Raw genomic sequence first — 20,000 nt, forward strand, 5'->3', positions numbered from 1 at the left:
AAGCCAGAAGCAGTTCCTTCATCGCTTTCACGCAGCTCTTGCAAATGGTCTTTATGGTTCCTTCCGAATAACACTCTCTCTTCTGCATGATTGTGGATATCCACCAGCAGGAGAATGGTTTTAAAACGGTCAATCACTTCTTCCGTTACTCCATCGCGCGGAATTCTTTCCTTCAGATCAGAAACAAGCATTCTTAAGAGATCATGATCTCTGATCAGCTTAATGACTTCCTCCTTCAGGTCCGGTTTATCCTTCATAACCTCCTGATAAAACCCTTCCTCTTCGGAATCCGCATGGGCAATGGTTCTGGTCTCCCAATGCTCCACCAGAGCCTCTGCAGCAATCCCGCACTCCTTCTCTCTGCCTTCACGATCCAGTTTAACGAGCACTTCAGTGAGATCGCGGCCTTCCGTATAATACCCGTCATGAATGGATTGGTGTGAATAATGGTTTTTTAACGCTGGGCCAGCCAACAATCATTCCTCCTTGTAAAGGAAAAAGAAAGGCTGTATCACGATGAAGCCTTTCTGCTCCTTATTTCTTTTAGCGCTTCGTTACATCCTGATTTTTAGCAGGCGACATTTTCCGATACACAAGATATCTCCTTTTCAGATAAGCCAAAGGGAGGCTCCACACATGAACCAGCCTTGTAAAGGGCCAGATGGCAAATAGGACAAATGCCAGCAATACATGTGCCTGGAAGCCAATCGGCGCTCCAATCATATAGGCAGGATCCGGGTTAAAGGTTAAAAGCCCTCTAAACCACGGCCCAATGGTCACCCTGTAATCGAAATCCCCTCCGGATGCCGTGTATCCGACTGTGTTGGTAAAACCGACGATGACCACAATGCCAAGCATGACGAGTGATAGCCAGTCTTTGAATTGGCTGTTCACTTTAATCCGTTTTACGGAGGCACGTCTTGCAAATAGCAATGCACCGCCGATTACGCAAATGACTCCTGCCGCTCCGCCAAACCAGACGGCGCCAAAATGATACATATGCTCCGTAACCCCCACAGTATCGTAGAATACTTTAGGTATCAATACGCCTGCTACATGGCCGAAGAACACGAAGACAATGCCCCAATGGAATAGAATGCTGCCCCATTTAAGCTTTTTCTTTTCCAGGAATTCACTTGATTTGGCCGACCAGCCAAACTGGTCTGTATTGTAACGGTAAATATGCCCGAGCACGAATATCGTCAGACAAATATAAGGGAAAATTACCCATAAAAACAGATCAAGACTGCTCATATGATTCTCCTTTCATCCGAGCTTCCAATTGTATCAGATGTGCGAAGCTTTTTGATGCAGTCGACACATGCTGCCAGCAGGAAGTGATAAGGACTGTTCAGGGCTTCAAGTTCCAAAGACAGGCGCTCAATTGACCGGAAGTGCAGCTTCAGCAGCTTAGCTGATTTCTCAGGTTCCGTAATAGCCGCAAATTCCAAAATAAGCGGCAGATAGTCGGGAAGTTCGTCGCTCTCGAGCTCTGCCCCCGCCTCCTTGAATTCCTGCCTCAATTTAACCAGCGCCGGCCCTCTCTCCCGATTATCTTTAAACACGGAATATGTCAGGTACAAGGTGCAGCGTTCATTAAAATCAAAGGTCAGGACATAATTTTGGCACAGATTCTCATAAGCAGTACTGTCCAGGTAGTCCAAAAATTTCTTCAGGCTGGCGGCGATTTGCTTATCATCCAGGGAGTCCGCTTCACTATGCAGGTCAGGCAAATAGTCTTTCCATTCACTGGATGGGTACTGAAGCAGGACAGATGCTAAATTATAGACCGCTTGGCTTTGATTCATCCAAATCACTCCAATATTCTTCGCCATAATAGTAAAGCGGATCTCTCTCGGAACCGACACTGCAGGAATTACAGTCTGTGGCCAAATCATCAAAGCCGGCATTTCCTTGCATTTTGTGCATATCACCGGCTCTTTCTTTATGGGAAGCAGGGATCACATATCGGTCGGAATACTTGGCAATAGCTGAGAGTTCATACATCTCGCGAGCTGTCTCTTCTGTCATTCCCGCTGCCTGCAGTACGCTTGTGTCCGGTTCTTTTCCCAGGTTAATCTGGCGCATATAGGTCCGCATCGCAACAAGCTTTTTAAGCACAGATTTAATCACTTCTGTATCACCTGCTGTGAACAAATTGGCTAAATACTCGATTGGGATTCTGAACTGATTAATCGTTGGGAAAATGATATTTGGATCTAAATCATCAATTTGTCCTCCGAACGCATTCACAAATGGGCTTAGAGGCGGAACATACCAAACCATCGGCAGCGTGCGATATTCAGGATGAAGAGGAAGAGCGATCCGCTGTTCCACAGCCATTTTATAAACCGGCGATCTTTGCGCGGCTTCAATCCAATCATCCGGAATGCCTTCTTTTTTCGCTTCCTTAATCACTTCCGGATCATGTGGATCCAGGAACATATCCAGCTGGGCTTCGTATAAATCTTTGTCATCAGGAACGGATGCCGCTTCCTTCACTTTATCGGCATCATATAGAACAATCCCGATATAGCGAAGCCTGCCGACACAGGTTTCCGAACATACAGTTGGCAGCCCCGCTTCAATTCTCGGGTAGCAGAATGTACATTTTTCAGCTTTATGGGTCTTCCAGTTAAAATAAACTTTTTTATACGGGCATCCCGTCATACAGAACCGCCAGCTGCGGCATGCTTCCTGGTCCACAAGCACAATCCCGTCTTCCTCCCGTTTGTACATGGCTCCTGATGGGCAGGAAGACACACAGGAAGGATTCATGCAGTGCTCGCAAATCCGCGGAAGATACATCATAAATGCCTGTTCAAATTCAAATTTAATCTGGTCATCCAGCCCGGCCATGTTCGGATCCTTCTTTCCGGTTACATGAACCCCTGCGAGGTCATCCTCCCAGTTCGGACCCCATTGGATGTCCATATACTCGCCTGTCAGCTGGGATTTTGGCCTTGCTACCGGCTGGTGTTTTTTCTCAGGGCTCTGGATCAGATTTTCATAGTCATATGTCCAGGGCTCATAATAATCATCAATATCGGCAAGGTCAGGGTTATAAAAGATATTAAGCAGTTTATTGACGCGGCCGCCTGCCTTCAGCTCCAGCTTCCCATTTTTCAGTGCCCATCCGCCTTTTCTCAGTTCCTGGTTTTCCCATTCCTTTGGATAGCCGATGCCCGGCTTGGTCTCCACGTTGTTCCACCATTGGTATTCAACACCCGGACGGTTCGTCCAGGTGTTTTTACAGGTGACACTGCAGGTATGGCAGCCGATACATTTATCAAGATTCATGACCATTCCGAACTGCGCTTTAATCTTCAAGCCAATCCACCTCATCCCTGTTCATTTTCCGGATAACCACCTTTTCATCTCTCTGGTTCCCAGTTGGTCCATAGTAATTAAATCCGTAGCTAAACTGGGCATAGCCGCCAATCATTTGAGTCGGCTTCACATGGATTCTTGTCGGGCTGTTAAAGGTGCCTCCGCGCTGTTTGGTGATTGGGGAACCAGGCACATTAATGTGGCGTTCCTGAACGTGATACATGAACACGATTCCCTGTGGCATTCTGTGGCTGACCACAGCTCTGGCCACGACGACACCGTTCCGGTTATACATCTCAATCCAGTCATTATCCTCTATGCCGACAGACGCAGCATCTTCATTATTGAGCCAGACATGCGGCCCGCCGCGGAAAAGGGTCAGCATTGGGAGCGTATCTCCGTATGTGCTGTGATATGACCACTTAAAATGCGGTGTTAAATAGCTAAGGGTGATTTCATTTCCTTTACCTGCAGGCTCATGATCACCTTTGTAGAAAGCAAGCTTATGGAGCGGCGCCTTAAAGTTCGGAAGCTCTTCGCCAAACTCCAGCATTAGATCATGATCCATGTAAATATGCTGTCTGCCCGTCAGGGTCCTCCATGGCACCAGGCGCTCCACATTTGTGGTAAAAGGATTGTAACGCCGGTTTCCGGTTTCTGTTCCGCTGAATACCGGAGATGAAATAACCTTCCTTGGCTGAGCTGTAATTTCTGCAAAGGACACATGCTCTTCTGCCCTTTCCTCCGCCAAATCCTTCAGCTGCAATCCTGTTTTCTTTTCTAATGCCCCCCAGGCTTTCATCGCAAGCGAACCATTGGTTGTGCTGGACAATGTCAGAATCGTCTCAGCTGCATTCCGGTCCGTATACAGGCTTGGCAGGTCTTTGTAATCCTTTGTCTGTGAAGCTGTGCCAATCATGGCCTTCAGCTTTTCATATTCTTTGGCAGCATCCCACCCGATCCCTTTTGATCCGATTGATTCTTTTACATTCGAACCGAGTGCAATGAACTTGTCATACACCTTCGAAAGATCTCTTTCCACCAGATGAAGCCTAGGCATATTAACCCCCGGCTGCGGCTCTGCATCCCCATTTTTCCAGTCCGGTATTTTCCCGTATGCCTGGGAGATTTCGTCCCTGGAATCATGCAAGAGCGGTGTTGCCACAAGATCGGTAACCGGCTCTTTAAAATACTTTCCTGCCATTTCAGAAAAACGCTTCGCCAGATTTTTAAATGCGTCCCAGTCCGACTTGGCTTCCCATGGAGGAGTAATCGCCGGATTGAACGGATGGATAAAGGGGTGCATATCCGTGCTCGAAACATCATATTTTTCATACCAGGTCGCAGACGGCATGATAATATCAGAGTATAAGCCGGTTCCGCACATTCTAAAGTCATAGTCGATCATCAGATCAAGCTTGCCCTCAGGCACCTCCTGCACCCAGCTGATTTCATTGGTCAAATCTTCCTCATTCTGCTCGCTCAAGTTTCCATGATGTGTACCCAGAAGATGCTTCAGGAAATATTCATGTCCCTTGGCAGAGCTTCCGATCAGGTTGGCCCGCCACACAAACAGGACCTTCGGAAAGTTTTTCGGATCCTCCGGATTTTCGATGGCAAACTTCAGCGTTCCTTCCTTCAGCTGCCTGACGACCGATTGAATGATTTCATCTTTGTCTGTCAGTCCTGTCTTTTCGGCAATTTTAATGGAATTTTCATTAAACTGCGGATAGGACGGCAGCCACCCGAGTCTTGCAGAAAGGACATTATAATCACCTGGATGCTTATAAGTCGGCTTGTCGACGAGCGGTGAAATTAATTCATCTGACATTTGATTGTCATAGCGCCATTGCTCAGTTGCAAAATAGAAAAAGGAAGTCCCGTTCTGGAGCCTTGGCGGGCCGCCCCAGTCCCTCGCCATGGCAACGGTCTGCCAGCCTTCAAGCGGCCGGACTTTTTCCTGGCCTACGTAATGCGCCCATCCTCCTCCATTTACACCCTGGCAGCCAGTGAGGAGAACCATGTTCAAAATGGCGCGGTAAATCATATCCGAATGGTACCAATGATTAATTCCCGATCCCATGATGATCATGGACCTTCCTTTTGAATCGATGGCATTTTGAGCGAACTCTCTTGCAATCTGTGCACAATCCTTCCTGTTCACCCCTGTGATGCCTTCTTGCCATGAAGGTGTATAAGGCTTCGGATCATCGTAATCTTTCGGGTAATCTCCAGGCAAATCCCGATTCACACCGCAATTGGCCAGAAGCATATCAAAAACGGTTGTCACCACATAGGTTTCCCCGTCCTTTTTAAACTTTTTAACAGGAATCCCACGCTTTAACACTTCTTTTTTCTCTGTCCCGAAGAACGGAAAGCCGGCCATTACGACTTCATCTTCCATACCCTTAAGGGTAAGAACCGGGTCTATGCCATCCAGTTCATTATCACTGTCTTTTAAATGAAGATTCCAGCTCTGGTTATTTTCCCAGCGGTGTCCTATGCTGCCATTAGGAACGGCAAACTCTTTTGTGTTCTTATCGAGCACAACGGTTTTCCATTCCCCGTTCTCTGTTTTTCTGCCAATATCTGATGCTCTTAAAAACTTATCCCCCTGATAAAAGTCACCATTTTTCTTTAACACAAGAAGATAAGGCAGATCTGTATATTGCTTAACATAGTTATTAAAATAGTCCACCTGCTGGTCAACATAGAACTCTTTCAAAATAACATGAGTCATCGCCATGGCGATGGCTCCGTCCATGCCCGCCTGTACAGGCAGCCATTTATCGGCAAACTTAACGAATTCAGCATAGTCAGGGCTTACAGCCACCACTTTAGTTCCGCGGTAGCGGGCTTCCACCATGAAGTGCGAGTCCGGAGTCCGTGTCTGCGGCAGATTGGAGCCCCAAACCATTAAATAGCTGGAATTATACCAATCCGAGCTCTCCGGCACATCGGTCTGTTCCCCCCAGATCTGCGGAGAAGCAGGAGGCAAATCTGCATACCAATCATAAAAACTTAAGAGAGAGGCCCCAATCAGATTCAAAAATCTAGCACCGCCCGCATAACTGACCATTGACATGGCTGGAATCGGCGAGAAGCCAAAAATCCGATCAGGCCCAAACTCCTCGATTGTATGAATCAGTGAGGCCGAAATCAGCGTGTTCAATTCGTCCCAGCTTGAGCGGACAAAACCGCCTTTTCCCCTCGCTGTTTTATATCTGGCAGACTTATCAGGATCATTTACAATGCTTTTCCAGGCTTCAACCGGATCTTTATGCTCTTTATAAGCCTCTCTCCACAGCTCAATCAACGCGCTCCGCACATATGGATAACGAATCCGAATAGGACTGTATGTATACCATGAAAACGTTGCACCTCTTGGACATCCCCTCGGTTCATACTCCGGCATATCAGGCCCAGTGGTAGGATAATCTGTCTGCTGGGTCTCCCATGTGATAATTCCGTCCTTGACATGAACCTTCCAGCTGCAGGACCCCGTGCAGTTAACACCATGGGTTGTTCTCACTACCTTATCGTGCTGCCATCGCCTCCTGTAAATTTTCTCAGTTTCCCGGTCATAAGGTGAAACGGTGGCATGATCTGTAATGTCCTCCGATTTTCCAAAGTAACGCAATTTCCTCAAAAACGGCGGTATCTTTTTAGTCAATTTGAATCATCCCTTCCTTTCAAAACGTTACTATTGTTTACAAAATTAGGGGAAGTTATCCTCTTTGGTGTAATTCTGGAAAATAATAGACTCTGGTTGGCGAATACCCTGTTATACATAGTTTAAACATTATTTTCCTAATTATTCGAATAGTTAAAATAAAAAAAGAGAGCAGACCCGTAAAATAACTTGGTCAACTCTCTCTTTCAATTAAGCTCCTAATCCCGTTAAAGCTCTCATCTGTTTTCTTGCTCTGAAAATTCTCGTTTTCACAGTTGAAGGATTTAAATTCAGAACGGCGGCAATTTCCTGCTCTTTTAACCCCCCATCAACCTTGAGCAAAAGTACTTCCTGGTAGTTCAATGCAAGCTGTCTGATGGCTGTCTTGATTTCCTTAAGCGCAAAACCTGATTCCACTTCCTGTTCGACATCTTGCTTTGTAATGAGGCAGAAGCTTTCAAGAGTGTCCTGCTCCATCGGCACTGCAGCCTTCCGCTTTTCCCGCCGAATCATATCCAGTGCGGTTCTTCTGGCAATGACAGACAGCCATGCCCCTGCTTTTTCTTCATCTATAATTGTTCCTGCCTTCTTCATAGCTTTAATAAACGTTTCCTGAACGATATCTTCTGCAAGATATGCGTCTCTTGTCATCGAAAAGCATATATGATAAAGCCGTTTATAATGGCAGATATACAGCTCTGCAATATCCATAATTCCCCTCTTCCCTTACTCCTCTAATTTCAGTGAAATGCTCACCTTGAACAAATCACCATCTGTATCTATATCGAGATTCCCTTCATGAAGGTCAATGATCGACTTGGCAATGGCGAGCCCCAGGCCTGAACCATCTGTATGCCTTGATTTATCTCCCCGCTTAAATCGCTCATACAATTCTTCACTCTGGTCATCCAGTTCGTATTTAGAAACATTTTTAAATGTAATGACTGCCTGGCCATTGACTTTCGCAAGGGCAATATAAACCCGTGAATGTTCCAATGAATATTTAAGGATATTGCCTATTAAATTATCAAACACACGCCAGAGCTTTTGGCCATCCACATTCGCGATAGCCGGAGGATCAGGCTTCGTGACGCGGAATTGCAGATTAGATTCCCTGATGGCATTATCATGCTCTGCAAGCGCCTGCTGCAGCAGCTGAACCAGGTCCACTCTTTCTTTTCGAAGCTCAATATTGCCGGTTGCCATCTTTGAGACCTCGAATAAATCATCAATCAAAACTTTTAACCGTTTAGATTTCCGGTCAATGATTTCAAGGTAGGCTGAGCGATCGTCTTCTGATACCTCGCCTGACTTCAGCAGCTCTGTGTACGTAATAATAGACGTTAAAGGTGTCCTTAAATCATGGCTGACATTTGTAATCAGTTCCGTTTTCAGCCTTTCGCTTTTAGCCTGCTCGCTAAGGGACGTTTTTACACCGTGCTTCAATACATTCATGTTTCCTGCGAGTGAAGCCAAAACGCCTTTTCCTTTAACCGGCAAGTCCTGTCCCATGTGGCCGGAAGCCAATTCATCTGCAGTCTTAACAATCCGGTTAAAATAGCCAACGCGTCTGATTAATGCCATAACAAGAGGAATACCCGCAAAAGCTAAAACTAGTATATAAAACAGGACAAACAGCGGGTGGAAGAACATGATAATGGAACCCATGCCCATTCCAAAGATGATTAATAGAACAACAAACAGCTGCGTTCCTGTGCTCCGGTTTAAAAAAGCTTCCTGGAGGCTGGTTTTCAAACCGCTGGCCGCCCTATACATCAGACTCTTTTTCAAAACTGACTTTGCACTTTCCAAGTCCTTAAATTCACCTGCAATATATTTGAGCTGAACAATTGTCAGGCCGCAAACAACTGATGCTCCAAGGAGAACAATGATTAATTCCATCACACGTGAAAGGAAGTTGTAGCTGTCTATAAGAAAATCGTTTACCAGAAAAAGCGCCAAAATGCTTCCTATTGCGGTTAACCCTAAAAAGGTGATCCGTAAATCAATAGGCATCTTATTGTATAATGGCTCCCACCTTTTGATTTCAGCTGACAGGGCCTTTGACTTTCTGGCAGCAATCAATGCAGCGATAACAGCTAAAATCGCTGAGCCGCCATAAATTAATAATACAGTCTGTTTTTGCTTAAAATGATTATTCCGGTCAATGAACATATTTGAATCAGGAAGATTTTTAGCCAGGCCTATCTGTCCCTTAAAGTAGCCTGATTGAGATTCGACCAGTGCCTGATTGAACTCGTCATATCCCCCTATAATAAAATTAAGGAAATAATCTTTATCCATCGTATAATCTATATGATAGAGCATTTCTTTATCCATTACTTCATCCGGAGATTCATTCTTGGCCAGGGTTAAATTAGTGTATACCTCACCTGTCGCAGTGTCTTTGAAATAATAGGTAAATGAATCCTTATAGTAATCGTAATGATCCCTGAGCTGTTCTTTCTCTTTATAAAATTCTTCCAATTTCTCTTCTTTTTCTTTAATTACTTTGGTGCGTACATGTTCGTCACTTTCAAAGTTTTTCGTGACATCTTCAATTTTTTTATACATTTGATCTTTTAAAGATTGTGCTATTTCACTGCTGTTCACCGCTTTTGCTTCTTCAATCCTTGGCTCATATTGGCTCTTAATACTATCAATTTGTTCAGGAAGTGTTCCATAACGATAGCGATGTTCATTAATTTCCTCTTCCGTCAGCTCAATCGCTTCTTTCGCTTTTTCAATAGTCACGTTATTCAGTTCATACAATTCCAGATAGCCGGCATATTGATCCATTTCACTTCTGAACTCTGCTGTGTGAAAGTAATCCGGGTTTGCATATTCCCTCGCATTAATCAGAACTGCCAAAACACCGCTTGCTCCGAAAGCAAATAAAACCATTATCATCACAATGATGAATCTATTTTTCCATCTTGTATCCAATTCCCCATACCACCTTTAAATATCTCGGATTTTTCGGATCGATTTCAATCTTTTCACGGATTTTCCGAATATGCACTGCCACCGTATTTTCCGCGTTATAGCATGGTTCGTTCCATACTCTTTCATAAATTTCATCTATGGAGAAAACACGTCCGGCGTTTGTCATTAAAAGCTCCACAATTTTATACTCGATTGGAGTCAATTTCACCGGCTCTCCATTAACAGTCACTGCTTTTGCTTCCTTATCGAGCATAAGTCCGTTCAGATCAATGACCTTTTTAACTCCTTCAAACGTTCCGAATGTCACATATCTTCTCAGCTGCGATTTCACGCGGGCAACCAATTCCATCGGATTAAAGGGCTTGGTTACATAATCATCAGCCCCAACCTGCAGCCCGAGGATTTTATCGGTATCCTCTGTTTTAGCACTCAGGATGATGATCGGGATGTTTTTCTTCTCGCGAATTTTATATGTAGCCGAAATGCCATCCAGCCTTGGCATCATGACATCTAAAATGATCAGATGCACCTGTTGCTCATTCAAAATCTCCAGAGCTTCGATTCCATCCTTTGCTTTTAAAACGGTAATGCCTTCATTTTTAAGATAAATTTCAATGGCGTCCCTTATCTCTTTTTCATCATCTACTACAAGTACATTATAGTTATCCATAATTCCCCTGCTTTCAAGGTGCTCGTTTTCATATTTTTATACTAAACGTAAAATCTTAACATTAATGTAATAGAAATCTTAAGAATTTCTTAAGATTGGATTTGTGTTTCTTGTATTTTGCCCGTTGATTTCCGCTCCAGGCACTTGCTTTCCGCGGGAAGTGAGGGAAGTGCGAGCCTCCTCGGCTCCGCCTGCGGGGTCTCACACTTCCCTCACTTCCCGCAGGAGTCAAGCGCCCTCCGCTCCAATCAACTCAGAGGTCAAATGTAGTTAGTTGCTTTTACGAGGATTCCATTAATCTTATCTCTTCTATTTTATATAGGGTGGAAATGGAAATATAGACTTGTAATTGCAAGACACAAAAAAGCACCCTCCGCCAGCTGATTTTGCTGATGGAGGGTGCTTAAAGAACAAAATTCAACTATGAGCGGACAGGTGATACAAGCTGAATATAAGACTCGCTGCTGACAGACTTGATTATGACTGGTCTCATGGAACCGCTGAAGCTAAAAAGAACCTGCTCTTCCTGTAAAGCTTTTAGGGCATCCATTAAAAAGTTCCCATCGAGTGAAATGGATAGTTCCCGCTCGCCAGCGATTTCTAAAAGAGGCTGGGTTTCTTCAATTTTTCCGATGGCAGAGGAAACAGAGGATATTTTCAATGCGCCTTCTTTTATCTCCAAAAGGACATTATTGTTTTTCCACTCATGGGCAAACAGGCAGGCGCGGTCAATACCCTGCAATAGTTTCTTTGCATCCATTTTTATGACTGTTTTCGCTTCCTTCGGGATGAGTCCGGATATATCCGGATAATTGCCACTAATAAGCCGCGAACAAAGCATGGTTGATTTTGTTTTGAAAACTAAATAACTCTCTGATGAAAAGATTTGCACTTTACTTTCCTCCTGATGAGCCAATAGCTTTGAAAGTTCCTTAAGGCTGGAGCCCGGAACAATGAAAGAGCCGTTAGATGGATAATGGATCCTAGTTTCCAGAAAAGCTAATCGATGTGAGTCAGTTGCAGCACAAGAAAAGCTGTTTCCGTTAAAATTCATATGCACACCAGTGAGAGCCGGCCTCGTATCATTCTTTGAAACAGCAAACACGGTCTTCTTTATCATTTCTATTAGTTTTACAGAAGAAAATTCAATTCCATGAGAATCTTCAATTTCTGGAAGTGCTGGATACTCTTCAGCAGGAAACCCGTTTAATGAAGTAAGGGTTTCGTCTGACTGTACTGTCATGCTATTCTTTTCATCCACTTTGATATGTATGTCACCAGGCAGCTTTTTAATGAGTTCTGTCAGGTATCTGGATGTCACTACAACACTTCCAGTCTCTGCGATTTCAAGTCTGGCACCTTCATCAGATGCATGAATAACCTTTTCAATTATAATATCAGAGCTGCTTCCCGTGAGTATTATATGATCATCACATGCAGTCAGCTTTATCCCGGTTAAAATAGGAAAAGGAGTATTAGCTGATACTACACTGTTTACTTCCCCAATTGCTTTATAAAAATATTCATTCTTAATTATAAACTCCATTCATACCCCGCCTATTCTTTCGATTGGGTATTCTTTCGACAAAATTCCTGAAAATTCCTTTCAGCCTGTCAGCTTAATTTTGTTTGAAACAGTTCAAGGGGATAAAGCTGATTAGCTTTTACGGCATCAAAGATTTGCCTAATGACTTTGGCATCACGGAGTTCCTCGTCCTTAAAGTTTTCTAAGTTTGATAGATTCACCCACCTGCAATCGGCTATTTCTTCTTCCTGAAGGCTCAAAAAGCCCCCTGTTATTTGACCAATAAAATGAAACAAGATGACCTGATGGTCCGTACTGCTGATAAAGTTATAGATCCCGGTTGTATGAGTCAGATTGACATCCAGGGCTGTTTCTTCTTTAACTTCCCTGCAGGCAGCCTCAAGGATATCTTCTCCTTTCTCAACATGGCCGGACGGGAAATTCCATTTATTCTTTACTGTGGCTTTATTCTCTTTGATCATCAGCACTTTGCCTTCTTGTATAATGGATGTACTGGCAACAAGCACGATTTCGTTCTGTGTCATTTTTTCACTACTTTCTTATTTGTCATATTGACTTTCCTTACTGGAATGTTTATTCTTTCTGCAAATGGAAATTATTCTTAATATCCCATTATGAAGGAGTGACTTCATGTCAAGAAATAAATATAAAGAAAAGGCAATGAGTGCTGTAAACAAGCTAAAATCAAACCTTAAAGGGAAGCTTTATGAAATGGCAGACATTCCTTCCGTGTCTGTTAAGCAGCTGTCAGAATTCATCCAGCAGCATCCCGATACGCAAATAACAAAGAAAGAGCTCCTTGGAAACACCTACACTTTCTACCGTCTAAATGCGAATGATGACTTTCTGTATATGGAGACAATTAATGAACGAATTCTTCAATTGGATGGATCCTCACACGGAAAAAGATTTGTCTCTTACCGGTCCTACCGGGATTCCCAAAATTTGAATACTCCAATGAGGTTAACATAATCTCCTTCAGCCAAGTGAGCTTCACATCACGGGAAGCTCACCTATTTTTGATTGCTGTTGATTGGTTTATAATGTATTTTGACAGTTTAATAGCCTCTTCCATTCGTTCAAGCTTTCCTGCATAATGTCTATCTTCTTTACCGCTGCGAATATTGGTGGCATCCAGTATGATTGGGTGCCATTCTTCCGGCAAATGCTTTAAGGAGTACTCCCCGGCCCCTAGTTTAGAAATAATATCCTTTTCCCTCAATGTGTAAAACTGCCGCAATAAACCGAGCACCGTCCATTCAATTTCCTTATCAACCTCCGATTCAGCTATTCGTGTAAGTTCATCAATCGATTTCTCGATTGTCCGGATTCGATTTGCCCAATATGTATTCATGTTTTCATAAGTGTATGAAACCAAATCATTGTCATTTATCTCTATTGCCGGAAGAGAACCATAAATGGCAATTCCCTTCCTTTTTAAAAGCCACCACGTGACTGGGTTCAGGAAATGCCCATAATTCATTTTGCCGTTAATATAAAAGTAACTTTCACCGAGTTTTCCGAGATCATTCTGAGTTATATAAACCCCATCCATCTCAGGAAACTGATAATTGTCAGCTATTATTTTATGAATCTCCTCAGCCTTTTCCAATTCTGATTGGGTTAACCCTCTATGTGTAACCGCAATAAAATCAATATCGCTTGATCCTTCTATATAAGCATCCAGTGCAAGCGATCCATGCAAATAAAGACCTGCAAGCTGATTAGGCATATATTCATTAAATAGTTTCATGTACTTATTCAGCAGATCATTAACTGCTATTGGAAGTTCTCTCATCTGCACTGCTCCCCTGATTTTTAATCATATTTTAATTGCCCCATATTATGGAACCTTCTTCGATAATGTTAAGTTTACTAAAAAAGTGAATTTTTTCAATATTAACAACGTATTAAATAGAAGGTTAGGAATTTTGCAGGATACCAACATCCAACTTGTCATGAAAGCGGGGAAAATGAATGACTGTTTTAGAGGTAAGGAATCTACAAAAATCCTTTGGTTCCATTCAGGCTGTCCAGGATATCAGTTTCTCGGTTCATGCCGGTGAAGTCTTCACGATAATAGGACCTAACGGAGCTGGTAAGACGACGACACTGGAAATGATTGAAGGCCTTGTGTCACCTGACAATGGCGTTATTTATTTTGGTGATCTCGCATGGAATAAGCATGCCATTTCGATAAAAAAGAAGATTGGTGTTCAGCCTCAGTCAAGCGCTATGTTTGATTTGCTGACACCAGAAGAAAACCTTAACCTTTTTGCTTCCTTTTACGACCATGCCCGGCCAGCAGAAGAGATTCTTGAGATTGTTAACCTGACGGAGCACCGCAAAAATCACGTAAAAAAACTTTCAGGCGGCCAGAGACAAAGGCTAGCCATTGGGCTGGCCCTGATTAGCGACCCGGAAATTATTTTTCTCGATGAACCGACTACAGGACTCGATCCTCAGGCGCGAAGAAATATTTGGGATATTATTCTCCACCTAAAAGAATTAGGCAAAACAACCATTTTAACGACACATTACATGGAAGAAGCGGAAAAGCTGAGTGACCGGGTATGCATTGTGGACCAGGGGAATGTGATTACACTTGACACCCCTTCCGCACTCATTGAAAAGCTGACAGATGAGAGGGAAATAAGACTGAGCTTTCTTGATGGAGAAAAGGCGGCTGAGGACGCTGACGGTTTTTCAAAGGAGCTCGCATCCGTTTCCAAGACAGAACGGGAAGGTGCCGCTCTGAAAATATGGGCATCAAAGCCGGAAGAAACCCTTTTGGACTTATTTAAATTTACTAAAGAAAACTCATACGGAGTGGAACAGGTCTCCATACGGGAAATGAGCCTGGAAGATGTGTTTATTGCATTTACCGGCAAAGAATGGAGGGATTAACATTAAATTTAATCAATTTAAAATGATGTTTCTGGCGCAGCTGAAATTAACTCTTCGTGAAAAGCAGGCATGGTTCTGGGGCATCTTTTTCCCTGTTATTTTAATGGTCATCTTTATGGTCATTTTCAGCGAAAATTCAGATGAAGAGTTTAAAACAGAGGTTGCTTTAGTCGATCCAAGCCCGAATCCGGCTTCCGAGATGATGATATCTCAGATCAGTGAGCTTCCTGTTTTTGAGGTGAAATCAGGTAACCCTGTTACGAGGGATAAAGCGGAGGAATGGGTAAAAGATCAGGAAGTGGATGCCGCCATTATCCTGCCCGAGTCAGCGGAAGCATCCTCTGTGTTTCTTGTTGTCAATAAAGAAAATGAACAGGGTGCAGCAGCCCAGGCTGTTTCCGGCATTCTGGATAAGTTTGTGCAGCAGGCTAATTTACTGGCTGCAGGTGCCTCTCCTAAATATGATCTGCAATATGAATCGATTACATCAGGCACCAATGAACTGGATTATACAGATTTCCTTTTAACCGGAATGATTGCTTTATCCATTGCCCAGGGCGGCATGTTTGGCATGGTGGACCTGGTGGAAATGCGCAGAAAGGGATTAATCAAGAGACTGCGCATGACGCCGGCCAATATGGGCATATTCGGGTTAAGCGATATGGTTATGAGACTTTTGTTCAGCATTGTGCAGATTATCCTGCTCTCATTAATAGGAGTGCTTGTGTTCGGTGCCAATCTTTATATAAACCCTTTTACACTGATTATAGTCTTTTTGATCGGCGCTCTATCCTTTAATGCTCTTGGCTACTTCTTCTCCTCCTTCAGCAAAACGACCGAGGCTTATATGGGCGTAGCCAATATCTGCAGCTTTCTCATGATGTTTTTAAGCGGAGTGTTTTTCCCTATTGAAACGATGCCTGAATGGATTCAACCGATTTCGGCTGTTCTGCCGCTCACCTATTTTGCTGATGGATTAAGGGAAAGCATGGTGTATGAAACGGGCATAGCTACGGCGTCACTTTGGGCAGGAATTGCCGTGATGGTGATTTGGGGTGCGGTTACATTTCTATTGGGGTCGGTGCTTTATAAAAGGAAGGCAATTGCTGCAGACAGATAAAAAAGGCCCGGCTGCCTGGAACAGGTGGCTGGACCTCAATTTAGTACTACTTATCCTCACTTTTTCTTTGACAGATCTTCATGGTCAGTAGCCATAGGCGGCTTTTCAAACCAGCCGTGGTCTATCATAATATTCATTCCGTCTTCTGCCAGAATTCCAACTTCGGCAATCATTTTTGCATATAGTGCTGCAATATCCCTTCGCTGCGTCATTGACATCGCTTCCCCATAAAATCCAATAGAGGCTGATAGAAGTGTTGAAATATGATACATCATAAGTTTATCAGAAAATGGAGGAATGGTTGAATCCGTTACTTCTGCTTCAAATGTCCTGGGTATATTCAAATTCGACTGTTTTAAAAGATCAGACAAAATTTCAAGATGTTTGCGGCAAATCAGCCTGCTTCTTTCCATATATTTTTGAACTTCCCTGGATTGAGCAACTTGTCCAAAACCAAGTTCTAGAACAACCTTCATCATCATTTTCTGCATATTTACGTAAATTCCGCTTATTTCAATCGAATTTATTGGTCTCCGCTTTCCGAACCAGCCTGTTAAGTAACTCTGTTTCTCTATAAAGTCAATTTCATGCTGGTTATTCAATATTGGCGGTTTGACGATCACGCCTTTTTCAATTAACACATCTGAAGTGCGATCAAATAATTCAAGTGATTCACCAATCACCTGCTTCATATACTTTCTGATGTCTTGCCGGGTGGAATTGCCTATTGCACCTGCATATCGGGTACCCCCATGTATAGACATAATATGGATATATACCCCCATAAAAATATCAGTAAATAATAACGGAGCATCCACATGAACATCTTTGTCAGTAAACCCAACAGGGATTGGCTGATTCTCTCTGGATAAAAACCCTTCAATCTTTTCTATGTGGCTTTCAGATAATTTAAGGGCAAATTCAAGTACTTTGCGGATTTTTTTGTCATTTACATGGTTTAAAAAATACCGCGAAATACAAACAGAAAGACTATCATTTACATATTGCGACCAAAGGGTTGCGTGTTCAGCTGCAGTAAGCTTGTCTTGTTTATTTCCGCCAGGCATATCTTTCCCTCCTGCATTTTGTCTAGTATATGGTTCCCTGCAATTCGCAAATTTATTAAAAAATTTCCAGCATTATATTAAGTACGGTATAAATATCAAAAAAGGTGAAACCACCTGGGCTTCACCTTAAACTAGTCAATTATAAATTTTCAAAAAACACTCTGATTACATCGGCTCCCCCAATAAAGGTTCCCAGTGAGCTGCCCAGATTGGATAGAACAACAATCAGTAATATTCTGCTCACTTTGTTTCTCCAAAATCCCTTAACACTGAATACATCTTCAGTTAAGGTCTCAAAATCTCTGACGTTGGGGCGTCTCATATATGCTTGTGTCAGTCCGGCAAACCAGCCTGCTGCAAGAAGGGGATTCAGCGAAGTGATCGGTGCTGCAACAAATGCAGTCAGAATCGTTAGCGGATGCCCCATTGCAATAGCAGCTCCAAGTGCTGACAAGGACCCATTCCAGATTATCCAGCTGATCGTCTGCGCAAGACCCGCAGATGGATTTGCGAAGAAGGTATAGGCGATGATGGCTAAAATGAATACCGGAATACTCCAGCCAATGATTTTTGGAACATTGGATTTCGGCGGGCGCTCATTCAATTTGGCCATATTCTGCTCTTTTTTGATTTCTTCTTTGATTCCCGGTACATGGGCCGCCCCCAGCACCGCAACAATTTTTTCTCCTGGCGCATCTTTAATTTTCTGTGCCAGGTATTGATCCCGCTCGTCAATGAGTGGTTTCTTCAGTCGCGGAAAACTATCAGTAAATTCATTTAGAATCGCATTTATTGTATCCTGATTCTTCATTTTCTCAAGTTCTTCTTCAGTTATGGTATCTTTGCTGAAAATGCTTGCTATTACCTGACTGAGAAGCAGTGATTTTCCTTTTAATCCAAGGTTGCCCCATATCCTTGCAAAGGTAATCTGGATATTGCGGTCAGCGAGAACGAGATTTGCCCCTGTTTCCTTGGCTGACTCAATACCCTGGATCATTTCCTGGCCAGCCTTTATGCCAAACTGATCGGCCATACGATTTTGAAAGGATGAAATCGCCAGGTTCATTAAAAGCAATGACGCCTTCTTTTCCTTAATCACCTGAATGATATCCATTTCCTTCCACTTACTACCTTCTGTAATCGACTGATACCTCTGTTCATCCAATTCCACACAAACAGAGTCAGGCTGTTCAGCCTCAATGACTTCCTTCACCTGTTCTGCACTGTGCTTTGACACATGTGCTGTTCCAATCAGTATGTATTCCTTGCCGTCTAAATGAATCCTCGTTATGTTTTCCTCTGACATAAATACCTTCCTTAGATACAAATTCGATTATGTATGCTTTAGCTTTGTCCACATTATACCATGAACTGCCGGGAGATTTTAATTTATTAACCGCCAAACAGAACAGATGTTTTGATATAATAAAAGAATGCATGAAAAAAATGCAAATATCACATAAAGGTGGAAATAATTTTGAATGGTACCGCCCATGCAGCAATTGGAGCAGCAGCAGGATATGTGGTTGCGAACACTGTTCATGCCAGCCCCTCTGCAACCCTTTTATTAGTCGGCCTCGGGAGTGTTTCAGGATTAATCCCTGATCTCGACATTGATGGAAAACTCCGCGACCGTCTTACTCTATCACATGAAGTCGTTCAGACGGTGGCCCAAATCATAGGAATCCTAATGATTATTTATAGTTTTTATGAGGGCTCCGCGAAAGAGAAATGGCTTGGAATGGCTATCGGAATCGGAATGACCGCCATCTCATCAAAAATCAGGCAAAAGCATATGCTCACCATTACAGGAGTTGGCGTCCTGGCAGGAGGATTTTCCCTCCAGGAACTTTGGCTCATATTATTTGGGATTTATATATTGATAGCTTCCTTTGTTTCCCACCGCAGTTATACTCATTCCGTGCTGGGGGTTATTTTCTTCGCATTCATTTCTTCCAGATTTGAAATGTCCCTTGGCATAGAAGGAGTCTATTATACCTGTCTTGCCGGTTACATAAGCCACTTGATTGCCGATTTAAAAATCCTGCCCTTTAATAAGAGAGGGGTAAAGCTATTTCTTCCCCTTTCATCGAAAGAGATTTAAGACAGTTGCCGCTCATATTTTTGAGCGGTTTAATCTTTGATTGGAATAAAAACTTCTGCCTCTTCCTCTTCATTTGCAGCTGAATAATAAACTTCAATAATATATTGGTTAATAGACTGCTGGCGATCGTTCTCACTTAGCCAACCGTTAAGCCGACTATGCAAATCCCCCATCTCAGCAGTCTTTCCTCTAATCGATGCATAAGTGTGCACGGCATCTATATACTCCATCCCATTTGGCAGCATTTCTGCTTTTTCATGAACTAAATACCCCGTAAAAAAGGTACCCTCTAAGTGGTCTTCTCCTCTCTTAGGTTCATAAAGGGCCACTTCTAAACCGCTGCTGTTTTGAACAAGATGGCCCTGCTTTAAAAAAGCCTGAGCTGCTTCAGGCACCAAATGGGCATAATCCTTAAATAAACCACGGTTTCTTATGACAACTGCTTTGAATTCTTTTGATACCACATTGCACATTAGATATCCCCCTAAACTTTTATTCCTATGAAATTCTCTAAGAGATGGGAAAATCCTCCTTTATTCTTTTGTATGAGAAAAGACGCGCCTTGCGGGACGCGTCTCTTTAACTTTAGTCTGAGGCAAGGGGTATCTTCGGACTCTGCAACCAGTTTTTTCTGGTT

The 20,000-nt window shown here is 43.1% G+C and carries 18 protein-coding genes; 4 read left to right on the forward strand and 14 right to left on the reverse strand.

What is annotated here, in order from left to right; genetic code table 11:
• The 10 genes from CHI10_RS21480 to CHI10_RS21525 all read right to left on the reverse strand — a co-directional run.
• A partial coding sequence (locus CHI10_RS21480) for a hemerythrin domain-containing protein (RefSeq protein WP_142301791.1) occupies positions 1-473 on the reverse strand: 473 nt, incomplete at its 3' end.
• Between the two features lie 70 nt (positions 474-543).
• The gene (gene narI / locus CHI10_RS21485) at positions 544-1,254 is read right to left on the reverse strand and encodes a respiratory nitrate reductase subunit gamma (RefSeq protein ID WP_095246180.1); all 711 of its coding nucleotides are present in this window, start codon (positions 1,252-1,254) and stop codon (positions 544-546) included.
• A complete protein-coding gene (narJ, locus tag CHI10_RS21490; protein WP_179289100.1) occupies positions 1,251-1,808 on the reverse strand; it encodes a nitrate reductase molybdenum cofactor assembly chaperone in 558 nt (185 codons plus the stop codon). The genes narI and narJ overlap by 4 nt, the downstream gene beginning before the upstream one ends.
• Entirely contained in the window at positions 1,783-3,330 is a 1,548-nt protein-coding gene (gene narH / locus CHI10_RS21495) for a nitrate reductase subunit beta (RefSeq protein ID WP_095246182.1), read from the reverse strand. Before narH ends, narJ begins: the two co-directional genes overlap by 26 nt.
• Positions 3,320-7,003 carry a nitrate reductase subunit alpha gene (locus CHI10_RS21500; RefSeq protein ID WP_095246183.1) on the reverse strand — a complete coding sequence of 1,228 codons (3,684 nt, stop codon included), beginning with the start codon at positions 7,001-7,003 and terminating at the stop codon, positions 3,320-3,322. The genes narH and CHI10_RS21500 overlap by 11 nt, the downstream gene beginning before the upstream one ends.
• Before the next feature lie 210 nt (positions 7,004-7,213).
• On the reverse strand, positions 7,214-7,714 hold the full coding sequence (locus CHI10_RS21505) for an RNA polymerase sigma factor (protein WP_095246184.1): 501 nt from the start codon (positions 7,712-7,714) through the stop codon (positions 7,214-7,216).
• A gap of 15 nt (positions 7,715-7,729) precedes the next feature.
• On the reverse strand, positions 7,730-9,949 hold the full coding sequence (locus CHI10_RS21510) for a sensor histidine kinase (RefSeq protein ID WP_286137544.1): 2,220 nt from the start codon (positions 9,947-9,949) through the stop codon (positions 7,730-7,732).
• The gene (locus CHI10_RS21515) at positions 9,927-10,619 is read right to left on the reverse strand and encodes a response regulator transcription factor (RefSeq protein WP_095246185.1); all 693 of its coding nucleotides are present in this window, start codon (positions 10,617-10,619) and stop codon (positions 9,927-9,929) included. Before CHI10_RS21515 ends, CHI10_RS21510 begins: the two co-directional genes overlap by 23 nt.
• A 421-nt stretch (positions 10,620-11,040) precedes the next feature.
• Positions 11,041-12,165, reverse strand: a complete 1,125-nt coding sequence (dnaN, locus tag CHI10_RS21520) for a DNA polymerase III subunit beta (RefSeq protein WP_095246186.1) — start codon at positions 12,163-12,165, stop codon at positions 11,041-11,043.
• Between the two features lie 68 nt (positions 12,166-12,233).
• Positions 12,234-12,689, reverse strand: a complete 456-nt coding sequence (locus CHI10_RS21525) for an NUDIX hydrolase (RefSeq protein WP_095246187.1) — start codon at positions 12,687-12,689, stop codon at positions 12,234-12,236.
• Positions 12,690-12,795: 106 nt separating this feature from the next.
• Between CHI10_RS21525 and CHI10_RS21530 the strand changes: the two genes are divergently transcribed.
• Positions 12,796-13,137, forward strand: coding sequence for a hypothetical protein (locus CHI10_RS21530; RefSeq protein ID WP_095246188.1), 342 nt, complete (start codon positions 12,796-12,798; stop codon positions 13,135-13,137).
• Positions 13,138-13,174: 37 nt separating this feature from the next.
• Here the strand turns inward: CHI10_RS21530 and CHI10_RS21535 are convergent, their stop codons facing one another.
• Positions 13,175-13,963 (reverse strand): aminoglycoside adenylyltransferase domain-containing protein, encoded by a 789-nt coding sequence (locus CHI10_RS21535; protein WP_095246189.1) that lies wholly within the window; start codon positions 13,961-13,963, stop codon positions 13,175-13,177.
• A gap of 179 nt (positions 13,964-14,142) precedes the next feature.
• On the opposite strand from CHI10_RS21535, the gene CHI10_RS21540 reads away from it, so the two are divergent.
• Positions 14,143-15,072, forward strand: a complete 930-nt coding sequence (locus CHI10_RS21540) for an ABC transporter ATP-binding protein (protein ID WP_095246190.1) — start codon at positions 14,143-14,145, stop codon at positions 15,070-15,072.
• Positions 15,032-16,192: an ABC transporter permease gene (locus CHI10_RS21545; protein WP_286137546.1), complete on the forward strand. Its 1,161-nt coding sequence runs from the start codon at positions 15,032-15,034 to the stop codon at positions 16,190-16,192. Before CHI10_RS21540 ends, CHI10_RS21545 begins: the two co-directional genes overlap by 41 nt.
• 56 nt (positions 16,193-16,248) lie before the next feature.
• On the opposite strand, the gene CHI10_RS21550 is transcribed toward CHI10_RS21545, so the two are convergent.
• Together CHI10_RS21550 and CHI10_RS21555 are read right to left on the reverse strand one after the other, a co-directional pair.
• Positions 16,249-17,259, reverse strand: a complete 1,011-nt coding sequence (locus CHI10_RS21550; RefSeq protein ID WP_095246191.1) for a DUF3231 family protein — start codon at positions 17,257-17,259, stop codon at positions 16,249-16,251.
• Positions 17,260-17,398: 139 nt separating this feature from the next.
• Positions 17,399-18,565, reverse strand: coding sequence for a TraB/GumN family protein (locus CHI10_RS21555; RefSeq protein WP_095246192.1), 1,167 nt, complete (start codon positions 18,563-18,565; stop codon positions 17,399-17,401).
• Positions 18,566-18,736: 171 nt separating this feature from the next.
• On the opposite strand from CHI10_RS21555, the gene CHI10_RS21560 reads away from it, so the two are divergent.
• Complete coding sequence (locus CHI10_RS21560) at positions 18,737-19,363, forward strand: metal-dependent hydrolase (protein WP_095246193.1); 627 nt, start codon at positions 18,737-18,739, stop codon at positions 19,361-19,363.
• 29 nt (positions 19,364-19,392) lie between these two features.
• Here the strand turns inward: CHI10_RS21560 and CHI10_RS21565 are convergent, their stop codons facing one another.
• Complete coding sequence (locus CHI10_RS21565) at positions 19,393-19,836, reverse strand: GyrI-like domain-containing protein (protein ID WP_095246194.1); 444 nt, start codon at positions 19,834-19,836, stop codon at positions 19,393-19,395.
• Positions 19,837-20,000: the final 164 nt, after the last annotated feature.

This window comes from Bacillus sp. 7894-2 (assembly GCF_002272225.1).
Classification (GTDB): domain Bacteria; phylum Bacillota; class Bacilli; order Bacillales; family Cytobacillaceae; genus Cytobacillus.

Coding starts and splice junctions, on each gene's coding strand:
- CHI10_RS21550 (WP_095246191.1), bottom strand. CDS start 17,259: ATGCCTGGCGGAAATAAACAAGACAAGCTTACTGCAGCTGAACACGCA.
- CHI10_RS21545 (WP_286137546.1), top strand. CDS start 15,032: ATGTGTTTATTGCATTTACCGGCAAAGAATGGAGGGATTAACATTAAA.
- CHI10_RS21555 (WP_095246192.1), bottom strand. CDS start 18,565: ATGTCAGAGGAAAACATAACGAGGATTCATTTAGACGGCAAGGAATAC.
- CHI10_RS21565 (WP_095246194.1), bottom strand. CDS start 19,836: ATGTGCAATGTGGTATCAAAAGAATTCAAAGCAGTTGTCATAAGAAAC.
- narJ (WP_179289100.1), bottom strand. CDS start 1,808: ATGAATCAAAGCCAAGCGGTCTATAATTTAGCATCTGTCCTGCTTCAG.
- narI (WP_095246180.1), bottom strand. CDS start 1,254: ATGAGCAGTCTTGATCTGTTTTTATGGGTAATTTTCCCTTATATTTGT.
- CHI10_RS21515 (WP_095246185.1), bottom strand. CDS start 10,619: ATGGATAACTATAATGTACTTGTAGTAGATGATGAAAAAGAGATAAGG.
- CHI10_RS21530 (WP_095246188.1), top strand. CDS start 12,796: ATGTCAAGAAATAAATATAAAGAAAAGGCAATGAGTGCTGTAAACAAG.
- CHI10_RS21540 (WP_095246190.1), top strand. CDS start 14,143: ATGACTGTTTTAGAGGTAAGGAATCTACAAAAATCCTTTGGTTCCATT.
- CHI10_RS21535 (WP_095246189.1), bottom strand. CDS start 13,963: ATGAGAGAACTTCCAATAGCAGTTAATGATCTGCTGAATAAGTACATG.
- CHI10_RS21505 (WP_095246184.1), bottom strand. CDS start 7,714: ATGGATATTGCAGAGCTGTATATCTGCCATTATAAACGGCTTTATCAT.
- CHI10_RS21525 (WP_095246187.1), bottom strand. CDS start 12,689: ATGACACAGAACGAAATCGTGCTTGTTGCCAGTACATCCATTATACAA.
- dnaN (WP_095246186.1), bottom strand. CDS start 12,165: ATGGAGTTTATAATTAAGAATGAATATTTTTATAAAGCAATTGGGGAA.